Source organism: Halomonas sp. MES3-P3E (assembly GCF_002836035.1).
Lineage (GTDB): Bacteria > Pseudomonadota > Gammaproteobacteria > Pseudomonadales > Halomonadaceae > Vreelandella > Vreelandella arctica.
In genome coordinates this window covers 188,378-205,442 of sequence record NZ_PJBT01000021.1, presented here as the reverse complement: position 1 = coordinate 205,442, position 17,065 = coordinate 188,378, and the positions used below count along the sequence as shown (strand labels likewise).

The 17,065-nt window shown below is 54.9% G+C and carries 16 protein-coding genes; 12 read left to right on the top strand and 4 right to left on the bottom strand.

The window, feature by feature from the left end:
* Window positions 1-51: 51 nt before the first annotated feature.
* Together efp and epmA are read left to right on the top strand one after the other, a co-directional pair.
* On the top strand, window positions 52-618 hold the full coding sequence (gene efp, locus CXF87_RS08155) for an elongation factor P (protein WP_008958607.1): 567 nt from the start codon (window positions 52-54) through the stop codon (window positions 616-618).
* Between the two features lie 107 nt (window positions 619-725).
* Window positions 726-1,706, top strand: a complete 981-nt coding sequence (epmA, locus tag CXF87_RS08150; protein ID WP_101146273.1) for an EF-P lysine aminoacylase EpmA — start codon at window positions 726-728, stop codon at window positions 1,704-1,706.
* Here the strand turns inward: epmA and asd are convergent.
* The 3 genes from asd to rsgA are packed head-to-tail and all read right to left on the bottom strand — an operon-like array spanning window position 1,703 to window position 4,478.
* On the bottom strand, window positions 1,703-2,587 hold the full coding sequence (gene asd, locus CXF87_RS08145; protein ID WP_101146272.1) for an archaetidylserine decarboxylase: 885 nt from the start codon (window positions 2,585-2,587) through the stop codon (window positions 1,703-1,705). The two genes, epmA and asd, sit on opposite strands and share 4 nt — an antisense overlap.
* 10 nt (window positions 2,588-2,597) lie before the next feature.
* On the bottom strand, window positions 2,598-3,440 hold the full coding sequence (locus tag CXF87_RS08140; protein WP_101146271.1) for a sulfurtransferase: 843 nt from the start codon (window positions 3,438-3,440) through the stop codon (window positions 2,598-2,600).
* 18 nt (window positions 3,441-3,458) lie between these two features.
* Window positions 3,459-4,478, bottom strand: coding sequence for a small ribosomal subunit biogenesis GTPase RsgA (gene rsgA / locus CXF87_RS08135; RefSeq protein ID WP_101146270.1), 1,020 nt, complete (start codon window positions 4,476-4,478; stop codon window positions 3,459-3,461).
* Window positions 4,479-4,614: 136 nt separating this feature from the next.
* On the opposite strand from rsgA, the gene orn reads away from it, so the two are divergent.
* Window positions 4,615-5,208: an oligoribonuclease gene (orn, locus tag CXF87_RS08130; RefSeq protein ID WP_101146269.1), complete on the top strand. Its 594-nt coding sequence runs from the start codon at window positions 4,615-4,617 to the stop codon at window positions 5,206-5,208.
* A gap of 5 nt (window positions 5,209-5,213) precedes the next feature.
* On the opposite strand, the gene queG is transcribed toward orn, so the two are convergent.
* Complete coding sequence (gene queG, locus CXF87_RS08125; RefSeq protein ID WP_431313235.1) at window positions 5,214-6,341, bottom strand: tRNA epoxyqueuosine(34) reductase QueG; 1,128 nt, start codon at window positions 6,339-6,341, stop codon at window positions 5,214-5,216.
* 97 nt (window positions 6,342-6,438) lie between these two features.
* Between queG and CXF87_RS08120 the strand changes: the two genes are divergently transcribed.
* The 9 genes from CXF87_RS08120 to hflC all read left to right on the top strand — a co-directional run bounded on the left by CXF87_RS08120 (window position 6,439) and on the right by hflC (window position 16,963).
* The gene (locus tag CXF87_RS08120) at window positions 6,439-7,911 is read left to right on the top strand and encodes an NAD(P)H-hydrate dehydratase (protein ID WP_101146267.1); all 1,473 of its coding nucleotides are present in this window, start codon (window positions 6,439-6,441) and stop codon (window positions 7,909-7,911) included.
* An 11-nt stretch (window positions 7,912-7,922) separates the two neighbouring features.
* Window positions 7,923-8,474 (top strand): tRNA (adenosine(37)-N6)-threonylcarbamoyltransferase complex ATPase subunit type 1 TsaE, encoded by a 552-nt coding sequence (gene tsaE / locus CXF87_RS08115; protein ID WP_101146266.1) that lies wholly within the window; start codon window positions 7,923-7,925, stop codon window positions 8,472-8,474.
* Window positions 8,465-9,928, top strand: a complete 1,464-nt coding sequence (locus CXF87_RS08110) for an N-acetylmuramoyl-L-alanine amidase (RefSeq protein WP_008958616.1) — start codon at window positions 8,465-8,467, stop codon at window positions 9,926-9,928. The genes tsaE and CXF87_RS08110 overlap by 10 nt, the downstream gene beginning before the upstream one ends.
* 32 nt (window positions 9,929-9,960) lie before the next feature.
* Window positions 9,961-11,895, top strand: a complete 1,935-nt coding sequence (mutL, locus tag CXF87_RS08105) for a DNA mismatch repair endonuclease MutL (RefSeq protein WP_101146265.1) — start codon at window positions 9,961-9,963, stop codon at window positions 11,893-11,895.
* Window positions 11,896-11,946: 51 nt separating this feature from the next.
* On the top strand, window positions 11,947-12,885 hold the full coding sequence (gene miaA / locus CXF87_RS08100) for a tRNA (adenosine(37)-N6)-dimethylallyltransferase MiaA (RefSeq protein ID WP_101146264.1): 939 nt from the start codon (window positions 11,947-11,949) through the stop codon (window positions 12,883-12,885).
* Between the two features lie 165 nt (window positions 12,886-13,050).
* Window positions 13,051-13,299, top strand: coding sequence for an RNA chaperone Hfq (gene hfq / locus CXF87_RS08095; protein ID WP_007114649.1), 249 nt, complete (start codon window positions 13,051-13,053; stop codon window positions 13,297-13,299).
* A 37-nt stretch (window positions 13,300-13,336) separates the two neighbouring features.
* Window positions 13,337-14,647, top strand: coding sequence for a ribosome rescue GTPase HflX (gene hflX, locus CXF87_RS08090; protein WP_101146263.1), 1,311 nt, complete (start codon window positions 13,337-13,339; stop codon window positions 14,645-14,647).
* A 147-nt stretch (window positions 14,648-14,794) separates the two neighbouring features.
* Window positions 14,795-16,072: an FtsH protease activity modulator HflK gene (hflK, locus tag CXF87_RS08085; RefSeq protein ID WP_101146262.1), complete on the top strand. Its 1,278-nt coding sequence runs from the start codon at window positions 14,795-14,797 to the stop codon at window positions 16,070-16,072.
* Entirely contained in the window at window positions 16,073-16,963 is an 891-nt protein-coding gene (hflC, locus tag CXF87_RS08080; protein ID WP_008958621.1) for a protease modulator HflC, read from the top strand.
* Window positions 16,964-17,065: the final 102 nt, after the last annotated feature.

Sequence of the window (17,065 nt, the reverse complement as noted above, 5' to 3'; positions counted from 1 at the left end):
GAAGCGTAGCTTCGAGCTTTACGCTACTGAAATAAAACATTGAGAGGCATTATGGCGAACTATTCTACCAATGAATTCAAAGGCGGTTTGAAAGTAATGCTCGACGGCGATCCCTGTTCGATCGTCGAAAACGAGCTGGTCAAGCCTGGCAAGGGGCAGGCGTTTAACCGCGTTAAGCTGCGTAACTTGATGACGGGCCGTGTGGGTGAGAAGACTTTCAAATCTGGTGATTCGCTGGAAGGCGCTGACGTCATGGATTTGGAGATGGAGTACCTCTACACCGATGGTGACATGTGGCACTTCATGAAGACCGATGGTTCCTTTGAGCAGTACGCCGTTGAAAAAAAAGCCTTGGGTGATACTGCTAAATGGCTGAAAGAGCAGGTGCCCTATATCATTACACTTTGGAATGATAAGGCCATTTCTGTGACGCCGCCCAACTTCATTGAGCTGGAAGTGGTTGAAACTGATCCAGGTTTGAAAGGCGATACGGCGCAAGGTGGCTCTAAGCCTGCTACGCTATCATCTGGCGCTGTAGTGCGCGTACCGCTGTTTATCAATCAGGGCGAAGTGTTGAAAATTGATACGCGCAGCGGGGACTACGTCTCTCGCGCTTAATTACTTTTCACGTTGTTTTTCGCTTTGGTAATGAGGATGGCCACGCTTTTAGCGTGGCCATTTTTTGCTAAAAAATAGCTTGTCTATAGCTTATCTAAGGAGCAGTGATGGCCATTGATTGGCAACCCTCGGCGTCGATTGAAACGCTCCGCGAGCGTGCGCGGTTAATGACCAAAGTGCGGGCGTTTTTTGACCAGCGTGACGTGTTGGAAGTGGAAACGCCGGTATTGGGGCAGGGGGGGAGCACGGATGTGCATCTGGTATCGCTTCATACCCTGGCTCGCACCGATAGAGGGCAGCGCCGTTTATGGCTCCAAACCTCGCCTGAATTCCATATGAAGCGGTTATTGGCGGCCGGTAGCGGACCGATATTTCAGCTCGCCAAAAGTTTTCGCGATGGTGAAATTGGGGCTCGCCACAATATCGAGTTCACCATGCTGGAGTGGTATCGGCCGCAGTTTACGCTGGATAAACTGGTCGATGAGACGGCTACTCTGGTCATGTCACTGCTCCCCAGTTTCCCTGGCCCAGTCGTACATTATCGTTACCGGGAGCTTTTTCATACCCACCTAGAGGTGGACCCCTTTACCACGTCGCTGGAAAAGTTGCGTTTGGTCGCCGCGGAGCGAGCGCAAATGTCTGCGCAATCCTTGGCCGGTGAAGATCGCGAGACCTGCCTTGACCTGCTTATGAGCGTGGTGATCGAGCCACAGTTAGGCCAGCATGAGCTAAGTGTTGTGGTTGATTATCCCGCAAGCCAGGCCGCTCTGGCGCAACGCCACCAGGATGTAGATGGTGAGTGGGTGGCTTCACGCTTCGAGCTCTACCTGAAAGGTGTTGAGCTGGCCAATGGTTACCAAGAGCTGACCGATGCCTCGGAGCAGCGAGTGCGGTTTACGGATGATAACGCTGAGCGCCGCCGCTTGGGCTTGCCGGAAGTGGATGTAGATGAGCGTCTGCTGGCCGCTCTAGAGCACGGTATGCCAGCTGGTGCGGGTGTCGCGCTGGGGATTGATCGCCTCATTCAACTGGCGCTAGGCAAAGCACGCCTGGAAGACGTGCTCGCCTTTTCTACGCCTCGCTGCTAAACCATCGGCTCGCTACTAGGGGGCGCATCGCTATCATAAGTCAGTTTATCAATGTGGCCCAGCGCTTGCCCCATGCTGACCATGGCACCCGTAGGATAGTCGTCAAAGACAACCGGTTTAGTGAAGCACATTACTACCGTGGAGCCGAGTTTGAAGCGGCCCATTTCGGCGCCCTTTTCCAGCGTGATAGGTTGCCCAAACTGCATGCGCTGAGGCTGTTCTGCAAGCGGTGTTACCTGGCCTGACCAGACGGTCTCTATGGCCGCTACAATCATTGCACCTACTAACACCATTGCCATGGGGCCGTGCTCGGTATCAAAGATGCACACCAGGCGCTCGTTACGAGCAAACAGGCCCGGCACATAGTTGGCGGTTGCCTGGTTGACCGAGAAGAGTCGACCGGGTACGTAGATCATTTCTCTTAATGTACCGGTCACCGGCATATGTACGCGGTGATAGTCCCGTGGAGAGAGGTAGACAGTGGCAAAACTGCCGCCGAGAAACTCTTCCGCCAGGGCCGTGTCGCCGCCCAGCAGGGTCTGGGCAGAGTAGGTGTGGCCCTTGGCTTGCACCAGTTGGCCGGCCTGCAGGCGCCCGTATTGGGAGAGCGTGCCATCGGCAGGGCTCAATATTCCTTCGCCTAATGGGCGCGCATCGGCTTTTAACGCCCGGGTAAAGAAGTCATTGAACGTTGCATAGGCGCTAGGATCGGGTTCCAAGGCCTGGCTCATGTCGACATTAAAGCGTTTGATAAAGGCGTTAATCAGGGTGTTTTTTACCCAGCGGTTATCGCACTGGCCGAATTTACCCGTCAGGCGCGATAGCGCATGTTGGGGTAAGGGGTATTGAAGTAGCGAAAAGGCTTTTTGGGAAAGAGTCACAGTTATATTTTCACTTCTCTATCGGGGTGTCGTCGCGGTTGCCCCATTCGCCCCAGGAACCCGCGTAGCCACGTATATTAAAGCCTAGCGCCTTGCCCACCAGCCAGGTAAAGCTGCTGCGGTGGTGGCTCTGGCAATGGGTAGCGATTTCCATATCGGGGGTCAGGCCCAGGGCGCCAAGTTCGGTGATCAGCTCGGCGTAATCGCGAATGCGCAGTGCGCGCTGTCGGTCCATGGCGTGGAGCCAGTCCATATTAACGGCACCGGGAATGTGCCCCAGGTGCTTATTGTTGCCTCGGACGCCATCGTACTCATCTTTGGAGCGCGCATCCCACACCGCGAAGTGTTTATCGTCGAGCTTCCCTTTGATCTCTTCAAACGTGATCAAGGCATTGGGGTTGAGGATTTCAGCGTGATACTCACTTTGGGTGGGGGCGGTAGGCTCGGTGCTCTCTTCCAGGCCTGCATCGCGCCAGGCGTGTATGCCGCCATTCAAATAGGAGTAACGCGTATGGCCGATGAGCTCTAACGTCCATAAAAGACGTGCCGCCCAGCCACCGCCTTCGTCATCGTAGGCCACCACGTGGGTGTCGCGGGTTAGACCTAAGGCGCTGAACAGACGTGAAAGCGCCTCAACGCTAGGAACATCACTCGGCACCGGCCCTTCACCGCGCATTAAATAGCGAAAGTCGAGGAAGATGGCGCCGGGCACATGGCCCTGACGGTAGCTGTCGCCATTGACCGGCACCTCAATGATCAGCAGCTGTGGGTCATCTAAATGCGCCTGCAGCTGTTCCGGTTCAATAATCAGCGGTAAAAGGTTAGCTTCCGACGATTGGCTTTCAATACTCATGGGTAACTCCTATCAACGTTAGCTATCCAAACTATCAAGAATCCGTCGATAGCTGGCAAAGCGTGCTGGATGAATCTTGCCTGCCTCGACCGCTGCGAGTAAAGCGCAACCGGGCTCATTGCGGTGACGACAATCACGAAAACGGCAGTAACCAATATAGTCGTGAAACTCAATGAAACCGTCGGTGACTTCCTGCTCGTTGAGGTGCACCAAGCCAAACTCGCGAATACCCGGTGAGTCGATGACATCGCCATCGGCCACGTCAGCTCGGCTCATGGTATAGAGACGTGCCGTGGTGGTGGTATGAGTACCCTTGCGGGAGTCTTCCGAGAGCGCGCCAATACGCAGGTTTTCATCCGGTAGCAGCAGGTCGATTAGCGAGGATTTGCCCACGCCGCTTTGACCAACGAATACGGAGGTACGCCCTTCAAGCTGGCTGCGCAACTCATCCAGCCCGGTGTCTGTAGCAGTGGTAGTACGCACGACGGGATAGCCCAAATCGCGATAGCGCTCCAGCAGTTTACCGAGTTCGCCGCCATCTTCTGGTAGCAAGTCGGTTTTATTGAGTACCAGCACTGGCGCAATGCCGGTAGCCTCGGCGGCGACCAGGTAGCGGTCAATAAGGTTGGCGTGAGGAGCAGGCTCTACCGCAAACACGATCAACAGCTGATCAATATTGGCGGCCACCGGTTTGAGCAGGCCGCGAGCATCGGGGCGCTTCAGCACGCTGTCGCGCTCTTCCCTGGCCACCACCACGCCAGAGCCTTCTTGCCCGGCGCGCCATATCACGCGGTCGCCGGTAACCAGACCATCCAGATTGGCGCGTAAGTGACAGCGCACCGGTTCATTATCGCTATTGCGCACCTCTAGGGTGCGTCCAAAGTGAGCAACGACACGGCCCGGCTGTTCGGCGCCGTATTCGCCAGCGGCGAGTTTTTCAGCGTCTTGCACATCACGCTTTTCAGCACGCTGGGCACGTTCCGCCTGGACTTTCTCGACTCGCCACTGCTGCTGGCGACTTAATTTACGTTTGCTCATGACCACCTGATGATCGTTACAATAGACGCCATTGTACCTACCAAGTGGGCAAGCTGTCCTGTATAGCTGCTTGGTAGGCCTATTTAAGGCACACTGGCACGATATAAATGACCATTTAGGCAAAGGGATAACGGTAATGAGCAACGAAACGACGGATTCAGCGGCGCCACGTAATGATCTGCTGGTATGGATTGACCTAGAGATGACCGGTTTAGATCCAAATAAAGAGCGCATCATTGAAGTAGCCACACTCATTACTGATGCCGATCTGAATGTGGTAGCGGAAGGGCCGGTCATTGCGGTGAAACAGCCCGATAGCCTGCTGGCGCAGATGGACGATTGGAACCAGAAAACCCACGGCGAGTCGGGATTAGTCGCCCGGGTGAAAGCAAGCCAATTGGAAACTGCCGAAGCTGAGCAGCAAACGCTGGCGTTTCTGCAGCAGTACGCAGTGGCCGGATCGTCACCCATGTGTGGCAACAGCATCCACCAGGATCGGCGTTTTCTTGAGCGTGAAATGCCTGCGCTGCTCAACTTTTTCCACTACCGCAATCTTGATGTGTCTACCATAAAAGAAGTGGCCAAACGCTGGAATCCAGGCGCCTTGGCGGGCTTTAGTAAACAGAATGTTCACCTGGCGATGGATGATATTAAAGAGTCGATTGCTGAACTGGCTCACTACCGTAATACGTTTTTGCGCGTTGAGCAGCGCAGCGACGAAGAAGAGTAAAGCGGTTAAGACATATCGGTGGCAATGCGCCTGCCGCGCTTGAGGCGCTGTTCCTCAAGCGCCCAGGCGACGTGTTCACGCACCAGTTCGCTTGGGTAGGCTCGGCGCGCCCATAGCGCGGCTTCCACGGCCTCGCTCCAAGGGGCGTTTCCTAGGCCTACGGCGATATTGCGCAGCCAGCGCTCGTAGCCAATGCGCCGAATAGGGCTGCCAGCGGTTTTATCCAGGAACTCCGCCTCGCCCCAGGCAAACAGGCTGATTAGCGTAGCGCGATCTAAATCATGGCGCGGCGCAAAGTCATCTTCCTGGGTCATGCGGGTAAAGCGGGTAAAAGGGCATACCAGTTGGCAATCGTCGCAGCCGTAAATACGGTTGCCCATGGCGCGGCGAAACTCAACCGGTATGGCGCCGTGTAGTTCGATAGTGAGATACGAAATGCACTTGCGCGAGTCGACCACCTTATCATCAACAATAGCGCCGGTGGGGCAGGCGGTGCGGCAAGCGCTGCAGCTGCCGCAGTGCTCTTGCTCAAATGGCGCATCGATAGGTAGGGGAAGATCAGTATAGAGTTCGCCCAGAAAAAACAGCGAGCCCGCTTTGGGGTTAAGCAGCATGGCATTTTTGCCGAACCAGCCAAGCCCGGCTTTTTGGGCCAGCGCGCGCTCCATTACCGGTGCTGAGTCGACAAAAGCGCGGTAACCAAATTCGCCTACTTCTTGCTCAATATTTTTTGCTAATTGGGCTAACCGTTTACGCATTAGCTTGTGATAATCGCGCCCTAGGGCGTAACGCGATACATAGGCGCGGTTGGGCTGGCCCAGTACCTTGGTGCTTTCCACTTCAGCGGGCAGATAATCCATGCGTACGCTGATAATGCGCTGAGTGCCGGGTTCAAGCTCTGCGGGGCGAGTGCGCTTGCTGCCATGCTTGGCCATAAAGCCCATCTCGCCGTGGTAGTCATTTTCCAGCCACGCGTCGAGATGGCTTTCATGGGCCGACAATTCAGTGTCAGTAATGCCGACTTGCTGAAAGCCCAGCTCTCGCCCCCAGGTTTTAATCAGGTCGGCAAGGCGAGCAAGTTTTTGGTCAGTCATTGCACTATCAGAACGTGCAAAGGCAGTGGAATTAGACATAGTCAATCAACAGCAAGGCATTAAGCGCGCTATGCTAACGCATCAGCAGCCATCAAAACATGTGAAAGGAGAGATCGTGACGATCCCGAATACTTCCATGCTACGCCCTCTATATAAAGCCGCCCAGGTGCGCGAGCTCGACCGGCGCACCATTGCCGGTGGTATCGATGGTTTTGCATTGATGCAGCGCGCCGCCTCAAGCGCTTGGCACAGCTTTCGTTCACGCTGGCCTCAGGCGCGCAGCTTAACCGTCATGTGTGGAAGTGGTAATAACGGGGGTGACGGTCATGTGCTGGCAGCGCTGGCTATGCAGTCTGGCCTCAAAGTGCAGCGAGTGACGCTGAAGCCTCTTGATGAGCTAAGCGGAGACGCAGCCCGCGCTGCACAATTGGCAACCTCCGCGGGCGTAGGTTGCGAAGAGTGGGAAGCCAACACTGTATTGACGGGCGAAGTCATTATTGATGCCTTGTTAGGCACCGGTTTGACGGGCGAGGTAGAGGGCCGGTTTCGGCGTGCCATCGAAATGATCAATGCTGCTCAGAGGCCGGTACTGGCAATTGATATTCCCTCGGGATTGGTTGCTGATACCGGCGCCGCGCCAGGACTTGCCGTTAAGGCTGCCTGCACGGTGACCTTTATTGGCGATAAGATCGGTTTGCATACTGGTGATGCACCCGCTTATACCGGTGAGATCGACTTTCGCCCACTAGGTGTTAAAGCTCAGGCATATTTTGATATTCCAGCCACCGCTTGGCGGCTGGATGATTCGCTCTTAGCGGATGCCTTTGCTCCCCGGCTGCGCACGAGCCATAAAGGTTCGATGGGGCATGTACTGGTGATGGGCGGTGCTCCCGGCTTTGGCGGTGCGGCGCTACTGGCCAGCCAGGCCGCTGCGCGGATGGGGGCGGGTAAGGTGAGCTTGGCGACGGCCCCTGAGCATGTCGCCGCGAGTTTGGTACGCTGCCCGGAAGTAATGGTCCACAGCGTGCGCGGTGGCGCTGAAGCGGCTGAGCTACCTGCGATGGTCGATGTGGTCGTGGTAGGTCCGGGGCTTGGTCAGGCGGCCTGGGGGCAGGCCGTTTTACAGAGTGCTCTGCAGTCAGACGCGCCGTTGGTAGTAGATGCTGATGGGCTGAATCTTTTAGCACGCCAGTGGCCAGATGTTCGGCGCGATAATTGGATATTAACGCCGCATCCTGGTGAAGCAGCGCGGCTATTGGGCTGTTCCGTGGCGGATATTCAGGCCGATCGACCCGCCGCTGCCCAGGCACTGCAGCGGGCACGTGGCGGCGTGGTGGTTTTGAAAGGCGCTGGTAGCTTGATTGCTGGCCCCACTGGTTTAGTGGTGTGCCCCTACGGGAATCCAGGCATGGCTAGCGGTGGCATGGGCGATGTGCTCAGTGGCATGCTGGGTGCATTGATGGCGCAGCGCGGAGATGTGGAGTTCAGTGCGTGGCTAGCCACGATGGTGCACGCGTTAGCGGCTGATCGAGCAGCACAACAAGAAGGCGAGCGTGGCCTGCTGGCGAGTGATCTGGCATCCTATGCGCGAATATTGATTAATCCGTGAAGGCAGCCCACATGCAGGTGAAATTAGACAACGAAGAGGCTCAGGTCGCGTTTGGCGAAGCGCTAGGGCTGGTATTACAAGGTCGTGGGTTGATCTACCTGGAAGGTGAGTTAGGCGCCGGTAAGACCACGTTAACACGGGGTGTTCTACGGGCTTACGGCCATCAAGGGGCGGTGAAAAGCCCCACCTATACGCTGATAGAGCCCTACGAACTGGGTTCTCAGCGCGTGTATCATTTAGATCTGTATCGTTTGTCAGATCCAGAAGAGCTTGAGTTTATCGGCGGTCGCGATGTATTAGCCGACGATGCGCTGTGTATTATTGAGTGGCCCAGCCGCGGGGAAGGGTGGTTGCCAACGCCCGACCTTCGCCTTGTTTTGACAGTCGCTGCTCAAGGCCGTTTGGCCTCTTTAACGGCTTGCAGTGATTTGGGCTCGCGTATACTGGCATTGCTACAGCGCCAGGTCCGTGAAGCAAGCCAAGTCGGTGAAACAAGTGAGATCCGTGAAGAAAGTAAGATAAGCGACGATCAGTTGGAGAATGGTGTGATTCAATGGAAATGAAGGCCGCGGCGGCTCGTGTATTGCGTTTATTAGCCGTTAGTTTTTTTGCCCTTGTGGCGGTTGATGTGCAAGCGTCGAGCGTAGAAAGCATGCGCTTGTGGGCGGCGCCTGATCATGCGCGTCTGGTATTTGACCTGTCTGCGGCCACCAACGCCAATGTGTTTTCGTTGCAGAATCCTGCGCGTTTAGTGATTGATTTAGACGATACGCAAATGGACACCGACCCGAGCACGCTGCCGCTGCATGACAGTGCCATTACCTCAGTGCGAACTGGTAAGCGGGAGGGCGGCGGTTTACGCGTAGTGCTTGAGCTTAATCGAGCTATAGAGCCGCGCCATTTTACCCTGACGCCTAATGATCAGTATGGGCATCGCTTGGTAGTTGATCTCGAGTATCCGGGTGAAAGTGCCGTTGAGAATCCCATTGACCCTATCGAGGCGATGATTCGTGAGCAGGAGATTCAGGCGCAGCGTGCCTCGACTCAAGCTCAACTGCCTGGCAGTGTAGAGCCACCCCGTAATGAAGCGCCGGCGGCCGTGCAGGAAGCCAAGCCGCATCCGCGTAGAGATATTATTATTGCGGTTGATGCTGGGCACGGTGGGGAAGACCCAGGCGCCATTGGGCCTTCAGGCACGCGTGAAAAAGATGTGGTGCTGGAAATCGCCCGCCGTTTAGCCTCGGAGGTTAACGGCACCGAAGGTTTTAAAGCCGTGCTGGTTCGTGATGGCGACTATTATCTGGGGCTTCGTCAACGTACCGCCTTGGCTCGTGAGCAAAAAGCCGACTTTTTTGTCTCGGTGCACGCCGACGCCTTTACTAGCCCTCGCCCTCAAGGCAGCTCGGTTTATGCGCTCTCTCAACGTGGTGCTACCTCGGAAACCGCCCAGTGGCTGGCGGATAGTGAAAACCGTTCCGACTTGATCGGCGGCGTCGATGGTAGCTTGTCGCTGCGAGACAAAGACCAGGTGCTGCGTGGCGTACTTTTAGATCTCACCATGACCGCGACGTTGAATGATTCGCTCTCTATCGGCGGGCAAGTGCTGGAACAATTAGGACGAGTGAATCGGTTGCATAAATCACGAGTGGAACAGGCCGGGTTTATGGTACTGAAGTCTCCTGATATTCCTTCGCTATTGATTGAGGTGGGCTTTATATCCAACCCTGACGAAGAGCGTCGCCTGCGCGATCCGGTTCATCAGGGAGGGCTTTCCCAGGCTATTTTCAGTGGCTTGCGCGAGCACTTCCAGCGTTACCCGCCGCCCGCCAGTTTGCTTGCCTGGCAGCGCGATAATCAACGTAGTCCTGCGGGTAATGAATACCGTATCCAGTCGGGCGATACCCTGTCGGCGATTGCTGTACGTCACGGTGTGCCGGTTAATCAATTGAAGCAGGCCAATGATATTAATGGTGATGTGATACGGGTTGGCCAAGTGTTACAAATTCCCCGTTCATGAAAAATCGTTCTTGAGGTGTCGTGTTGACTGAGATGACCGCAGCTGAGCCGCGAATTCATGTGCTCGACCCACGTTTGGCCAATCAGATTGCCGCTGGCGAGGTGGTTGAGCGCCCCTCGTCGGTGACAAAAGAGCTGATTGAAAACGCCATTGATGCGGGTAGCCAGCGCATTGAAGTAGAAATTGAGCAGGGCGGAACGCGGCTTATTAAGGTGCGTGATGATGGCATTGGTATCGGCGAAGAGGATTTGCCGCTAGCTCTGGCGCGTCATGCCACCAGTAAGATTGGCAGCCTCGAAGACCTGGAAGGCGTTAGCTCGTTAGGTTTCAGGGGGGAGGCGCTGGCCTCGATCAGCTCTGTTTCCCGGCTTGAGCTGATCTCCAACGCTGAGGAAGACCCTCGTCATGGCTGGCGGGTGGTCGCGGAAGGGCGAGGAATGGATGCCCGAGTGACGCCTGCGCCGCACCCTCGAGGTACCAGCGTTGGCGTGCGCGATCTGTTTTTTAACACTCCCGCTCGTCGCAAGTTTCTACGTACCGAAAAGACCGAATTTGCGCATGTTGAAGAGGCGTTTCGCCGCCAGGCGCTATCGCGCTACGACATCGCCTGGGTATTGCGCCACAACCAAAAAGTGATTCATCAACTTCCTCCTGGACACTCGGCGGCAGCTCGCGAGCGGCGAATTGCCTCGCTGCTAGGTAAAAACTTTATTGAGCACGCCCGCTATATCGAACGCGAAGCGGGTGGTTTGCGACTAAGTGGTTGGGTGGGACTGCCGACTCACTCCCGCTCTCAGGCTGATCAACAATACTTTTTCGTTAATGGCCGAGTGGTGCGTGACCGCTTGGTGGCCCATGCGGTGCGTCAGGCGTATCGCGATGTGCTGTTTAACGGTCGGCATCCGGTGTTTGTGCTCTATCTGGAGCTTGATCCGGATGTAGTGGACGTCAATGTTCACCCTACCAAGCATGAAGTCCGTTTTCGCGACGGCCGTATGGTGCACGATTTTCTGTACTCCAGCCTGCATCACTGCTTGGCGTCCTCTAAGCCTGCAGAAAGCGGTGACGAAAATAGCGACGAAGAGGCGAATGGTGTCGTTGCTTCTCAGCAGCTAGAGCGTGGTCAGCCGCCCCAGGTAGGTGCGGAGGCATGTGAAAACGTCGAGCAGCCTCGCTGGCAGCAGCAGGGCATTGCGCTGACTCACTCTCCGGATCGCCATCCTGGTGCTGAGCGCGTACGCCGCTTTATGCAAGGGTATCAGGCGCTCCACCCCAATCACGAAGAGACGCTGTTAACGCCGCAGGTTGGCGTGGCGAGTGAAGGCGAATACGAAGTGCGGGAAGCGCCGCTGGCGATGCCTGATAACGACCCCACAGTGGCGCCGCCGCTTGGGTTTGCGCTGGGGCAGCTGCACGGTATTTATATTCTGGCCCAGAACGATCAGGGGTTGGTGGTGGTGGATATGCATGCCGCCCATGAGCGAATTGTCTATGAGCGTATGAAAACACAGCTAGCGGCTGCTAAAGGATTAGATGCCCAGCCGCTGCTAGTGCCGGTTTCTATCGCCGCTAGTCGGGCAGAAGTGGCGACGGCTGAGAGTGAGCAAGCGGCTATCGCCAAGCTGGGCATTGAGCTGGATGTTGCCGGACCGGAAACGCTGCTGGTGCGCCAGTTGCCAGCGTTGCTCTCCCAGGCGGACCCTGAGGCTTTAGTGCGACAAATGCTAGAGGAGTTGGCGCGCTATGGGCGCACTCATCAGGTCGAAGCGCGGCTGCATGAGCTACTCTCTACCATGGCGTGCCATGGCAGCGTGCGTGCTAATCGGCGGCTTACGATCGAAGAAATGAACGCGCTGCTGCGCGACATGGAGCGCACTGAGCGCAGTGATCAGTGCAATCATGGCCGGCCCACCTGGACGCAGATGGGGCTAAAAGCGCTTGATCGGCTGTTCTTAAGAGGCCAATAGCAGCACGATCGAAAATTTAATTTCTGATAAATATTGGAGCACTACCCGCGCATGGCTGATACGCGCCCTTGGGCAATTTTTTTGATGGGCCCGACAGCGGCCGGGAAAACCGATACCGCGATGGCGTTGCATGAGCGCTTAGGGCATGAACTGATCAGCGTTGATTCAGCTATGGTGTATCGCGGTATGGATATTGGTAGCGCCAAACCTAGTGCCGCTGAACTTGCTCGTGCACCCCATCACCTGATTGATATCCGCGACCCGGCTGAGCCCTATTCAGCGGCTGACTTCCGTGAAGATGCGATAAAACTGATGCGACAAATCAGCGCGGCGGGCCGGGTTCCTCTGTTGGTCGGCGGTACCATGCTTTATTACAAGCGGCTGATAGAGGGTGTGGCCAATTTGCCTTCTGCTGATCCGATCATTCGCCAACAACTTGAAACGCAATGGCAATATGAGGGACTGGAGTCGCTGCATAAACGGTTGGCCGAGGTGGATGCAGTTTCTGCTCAGCGTATCCATCCCAATGATCCTCAGCGCTTAATACGTGCGCTAGAAGTATATTATGCCAGCGGACGGCCAATGAGTGAGTTATGGGCGGAGCAACAGCCTGAAACCTTTCCATGGCGCGTGTTGTCGATAGCGTTGGCGCCTAGTGATCGTGCCCTTTTGCATCAACGTATCGCTAAGCGCTTTGAACTAATGATGGATGAGGGCTTGATAAATGAAGTCACTGCCCTCAAAAAGCGTAATGACTTACATTTAGGCCTACCGGCGATGAAGAGTGTTGGTTATCGTCAAGTGTGGGAGTACCTGGAAGGTGAGTATGATTACGCCACGCTTGTTGAGCGGGGCATAATCGCGACTCGCCAGCTCGCAAAGCGTCAGCTAACGTGGTTAAGAAGCTGGCCATCGCTTGAATGGGTAGATTCGCAGCGCCCTGACGCGCTTGATAAGGTGTTGAAACTCGTGCGTGAAAGCGGTGCTTAGCGTAAGATAGTTCTTCAAGATAGTAATTTAGTAAGCGTATGTTTTCGAATGGTCACTTGGCCTTTTCGGCAACATTAGGCCTTTCGGGCAAAAAGATTGCGGCGTAGCACTAGTAGGGCACGCCATTTGATAATTAACCCCAACGACAGTTTTAGGGAGAGCAACATGTCCAAAGGGCAGTCCCTTCAAGACCCGTACTTGAACATTCTGCGCAAAGAGCGCATTCCGGTCTCCATCTTTTTGGTCAACGGCATTAAGCTTCAGGGCCAGATCGAATCGTTTGACCAGTTTGTTATCTTGTTGCGCAATACCGTCAGTCAGATGGTTTATAAACACGCTATTTCTACGGTGGTTCCGTCTCGTAACGTACGCTTGCCTGCGCAAGACCCGGCAGAGCAAGACGCGGAGATTTAACACCGCTGGATAAGCAAGAGATTCCACGAGGTATTGATTGTTTTTCGAACGCCCAGACGCCGGTGAAACGGCAGTTCTTGTTCATGTCGATTTCCATGATGAGCAAAAACGTGAAGACCCGGGTGAGTTTCTAGAGCTCGTGCGCTCTGCGGGTGCAGAGCCTGCGACTCTACTCACTGCCAGCCGCCACCGGCCTGACTCACGCACATTTATTGGGTCAGGAAAGCTGGAAGAGTTGCGGGCACTGCTCGCGGCTCACGCGGCAGAATTGGTGATCTTCAACCACAGCTTAAGTCCCTCTCAAGAGCGCAATGTTGAGCAAGAGCTCAAGTGCCGAGTGCTTGACCGTACCGGTCTTATTCTCGATATTTTTGCGCAGCGGGCAAGAACGCATGAAGGTAAGCTGCAAGTAGAGCTTGCTCAACTTGAATATATGTCGACTCGCCTAGTGCGCGGGTGGACGCACCTTGAGCGCCAAAAAGGCGGGATTGGCCTGCGCGGCCCGGGTGAAACTCAGCTTGAAACTGACCGACGCCTGCTGCGTGGACGGATTAAATCGATTCACAAGCGGCTGGATAAAGTGCGTAGCCAGCGCGACCAGAATCGTCGCGCCCGTGCTCGCGCTGAAATCCACAGTGTATCGCTGGTGGGCTATACCAACGCGGGTAAATCGACGTTATTCAACGCGTTAACTAACTCTGATGTTTACGCCGCTGATCAGCTGTTTGCCACACTAGACCCAACGCTGCGGCGGCTTGAAATTGAAGACGTCGGGCCTGTGGTAATGGCGGACACCGTCGGGTTTATCCGTCATTTACCGCACAAGTTGGTCGAGGCGTTTCAAGCGACGCTTCAAGAGGCTTCAGAAGCGTCGCTGCTGGTACACGTGATTGATGCAGCAGATCCTGACCGCGAATTAAATGTGGAGCAGGTGGAGCTAGTGCTAAAAGAGATTGGTGCAGATGATGTGCCAGTGCTCAAAGTCATGAATAAAATTGATAAGCTCGACAGCGCGCCGCGTATTGAACGTGATGGTCATGGTGTGCCAGAGGTGGTTTGGCTCTCAGCGCAGCAGGGCCAGGGGCTTGAATTACTTCATGAAGCACTGACCGAACGCTTAGCAAACGATGTGATTGGCTTCTCGCTGACACTTAACCCTGAGCAAGGTAAGCTGCGTGCTGGTCTTCACGAACTAAATGCAGTTCGTGAGGAAGCTTTTGATGAGCAGGGGCATTCGGTGCTAGATGTGCGTTTGCCGCGGCGCGATTTTAATCAGTTGATGGCTCAATTAGGCGAGCGTGCCAATACTTATTTACCGGTAGCGTTACAAGAATCCGATGAGTGGTAGGCTACTCATTACGAATCTTAAAGCACTGCTTGTATTCTGCTTTGTATAAAAATGGTACAAGGTTTATAGAGCAATAATATCAAAACGCGATGCTATCGTTTAAAACGCTGGCATTTGCGTTAGCGAATACCTTAGTGGAGACGAAGTATGGCCTGGAATGAGCCTGGTGGTGGCAACCAGCACGACCCTTGGAGTAGTGGCGGCCGACGCGGTGGAAATGATAATGATGGAAACCGTGGCAGTAATAATGGTGGCAACAACGGCAATAAAGGAGGCGGTAACCAAGGTCCTCCTGATCTGGATGAAGCGCTGAAAAAATTTCAGGATAAGCTCAACAGTATGCTGGGTGGCGGTAAAAAAGGCGGCAGTAAAAAAAGCGATGGTGGTGGCGGTAGCGGTAAAAGCCGTAATCCTTTCGCTTTGCCTGGCTTACTGATTATTGTTGCGCTGGCGATTTGGGCTGCGATGGGCTTTTACTTAGTCGATCAATCCGAGCGTGGTGTTGTGCTTCGTTTTGGCGAGTTCCAGGGCATTGTAGAACCCGGCCTGCAGTGGAATCCGCCGTTGATTGATGATGTGCGGATGGTGAATGTGACGCGCGTGCGGTCATTGACTCAAACGCAGTCCATGCTGACCCGCGACGAAAACATCGTTGAAGTGGAAATTTCAGCACAGTACCAAGTCGCTAATCCCCGTGATTTCGTTCTAAACGTACGTGATCCCGCTATCTCTATTGAGAATGCGTTGGACTCGGCGCTGCGTCACGTGGTTGGCGGTACTGATATGATCGATATCCTGACCTCGGGTCGTGAGATTCTGGGTAGCTCTGTTTCTAGTCGTCTCCAGTCCTATCTCGATAACTATGGTGCTGGTATTCGATTACAAACCATCAACATTGAGTCGACGTCTGCGCCTGCGCCGGTAATTGATGCCTTTGATGACGTTATCCGTGCCCGTGAAGATCGCCAGCGTACGATCAACGAAGGTATGGCTTACGCCAATGCGATTATCCCGGCTGCCCAGGGTCAGGCCCAGCGTGTGGTTGAACAGGGCCAGGGTTACCGTGAGTCGGTGGTTGCTGAAGCACAGGGTCAAGCCAACCGCTTTAACTCGCTACTCTCCGAGTACGGTAATGCGCCGGATATCATGCGCGAGCGTATGTATCTAGACACTATGGAAGATGTGTTTAGTAATTCGCCGAAAGTGCTGCTGGATGTGAGCGAAAACGCCCCCTTAATGTATCTCCCGCTGGATCAAATGCGCGGCGGTACTAGTGGTAATCGCAGCAATTCATCGTCTGGCAATAGCGAGAATAGCAGTGATGAGCAGTTGGACGCGGATGTGCTTGAGCGGCTACGCAGTACCCAGAGTAGCTCATCAACGAATACCAATAGTAGTAACTCCATCCGCAGGGAGGGCCGGTAAATGATTAATAATCGATCCCTGCTGATTGTTGGTGGTCTGGCTGCCGTGGCGTGGCTGGCGAGCAACACTCTGTACGTGGTAGACGAAACTGAACGTGCCGTTAAGCTGCGTTTTGGTGAAGTCATCGAAGAGAATATTCAGCCTGGTTTGCACGCAAAAGTGCCGATCGCGCAAACGATTCGTAAGTTTGATACGCGTTTGCTGACGCTGGATACCGATACTAGCCGTTATCTGACGCTTGAGCAGAAAGCGGTAATCGTTGACTCCTACGTTAAGTGGCAAGTTATTAACCCAACGCGCTACTACGAGGCGACCGCTGGCGATGAGTTGATGGCTATTCGCCTGATTCAACCGCGCGTGGATGAAAGCCTGCGTAATGAATTTGGTCGTTTGAATCTTCAGGAAATCATCGCTGAACGACGTGATGACCTGATGACCGGCCCCACCGCCGAGCTCGATGAGCTAATGCGTGAAGAGCTAGGTGTGGCTATCCGCGATATTCGTATTAAGCGGATCGACCTGCCTGAAGACGTCTCGGCAGCTGTTTTTGACCGTATGCGCTCCGAGCGTGAGCGTGAAGCTCGCGAGTGGCGTGCTCAAGGTCAGGAAGAGGCTGAGCGTATTCGGGCCAACGCAGATCGTCGCCGCCAGGTGTTGCTTGCTCAAGCCAATGAGCGCTCCGAAACACTGCGTGGTGAAGGTGATGCCCAGGCTGCTGCGATCTTCTCTGAGGCGTATGGCCAGAATCAGGAGTTCTTCTCCTTCTGGCGCAGCCTAGAAGCTTATCGCGAAAGCTTTGCTGACGATGGCAATCTGATGGTGCTGGAGCCGAATAGCGATTTCTTCCGCTATTTGCGTAACCCAGAGCCGGAAGGTAGCGACAGCGAGTAAGTCGCTTTTGGCCGGTGCACCTCGTCTCGTCATTCCTAGGGCTTGGCGGGGTTTATCCGGCCAATAAACGTGATAGAATTTATCAACCGGGCGTCGCCCGGT

Bases quoted from the DNA above. Each gene is read 5' to 3' on its own strand.
- hfq (WP_007114649.1), top strand. From the start codon at position 13,051: ATGTCCAAAGGGCAGTCCCTTCAAGACCCGTACTTGAACATTCTGCGC.
- CXF87_RS08120 (WP_101146267.1), top strand. From the start codon at position 6,439: ATGCTACGCCCTCTATATAAAGCCGCCCAGGTGCGCGAGCTCGACCGG.
- CXF87_RS08140 (WP_101146271.1), bottom strand. From the start codon at position 3,440: ATGAGTATTGAAAGCCAATCGTCGGAAGCTAACCTTTTACCGCTGATT.
- mutL (WP_101146265.1), top strand. From the start codon at position 9,961: ATGACCGCAGCTGAGCCGCGAATTCATGTGCTCGACCCACGTTTGGCC.
- tsaE (WP_101146266.1), top strand. From the start codon at position 7,923: ATGCAGGTGAAATTAGACAACGAAGAGGCTCAGGTCGCGTTTGGCGAA.
- CXF87_RS08110 (WP_008958616.1), top strand. From the start codon at position 8,465: ATGGAAATGAAGGCCGCGGCGGCTCGTGTATTGCGTTTATTAGCCGTT.
- orn (WP_101146269.1), top strand. From the start codon at position 4,615: ATGAGCAACGAAACGACGGATTCAGCGGCGCCACGTAATGATCTGCTG.
- hflC (WP_008958621.1), top strand. From the start codon at position 16,073: ATGATTAATAATCGATCCCTGCTGATTGTTGGTGGTCTGGCTGCCGTG.
- epmA (WP_101146273.1), top strand. From the start codon at position 726: ATGGCCATTGATTGGCAACCCTCGGCGTCGATTGAAACGCTCCGCGAG.
- queG (WP_431313235.1), bottom strand. From the start codon at position 6,341: ATGTCTAATTCCACTGCCTTTGCACGTTCTGATAGTGCAATGACTGAC.
- miaA (WP_101146264.1), top strand. From the start codon at position 11,947: ATGGCTGATACGCGCCCTTGGGCAATTTTTTTGATGGGCCCGACAGCG.
- hflK (WP_101146262.1), top strand. From the start codon at position 14,795: ATGGCCTGGAATGAGCCTGGTGGTGGCAACCAGCACGACCCTTGGAGT.
- rsgA (WP_101146270.1), bottom strand. From the start codon at position 4,478: ATGAGCAAACGTAAATTAAGTCGCCAGCAGCAGTGGCGAGTCGAGAAA.
- efp (WP_008958607.1), top strand. From the start codon at position 52: ATGGCGAACTATTCTACCAATGAATTCAAAGGCGGTTTGAAAGTAATG.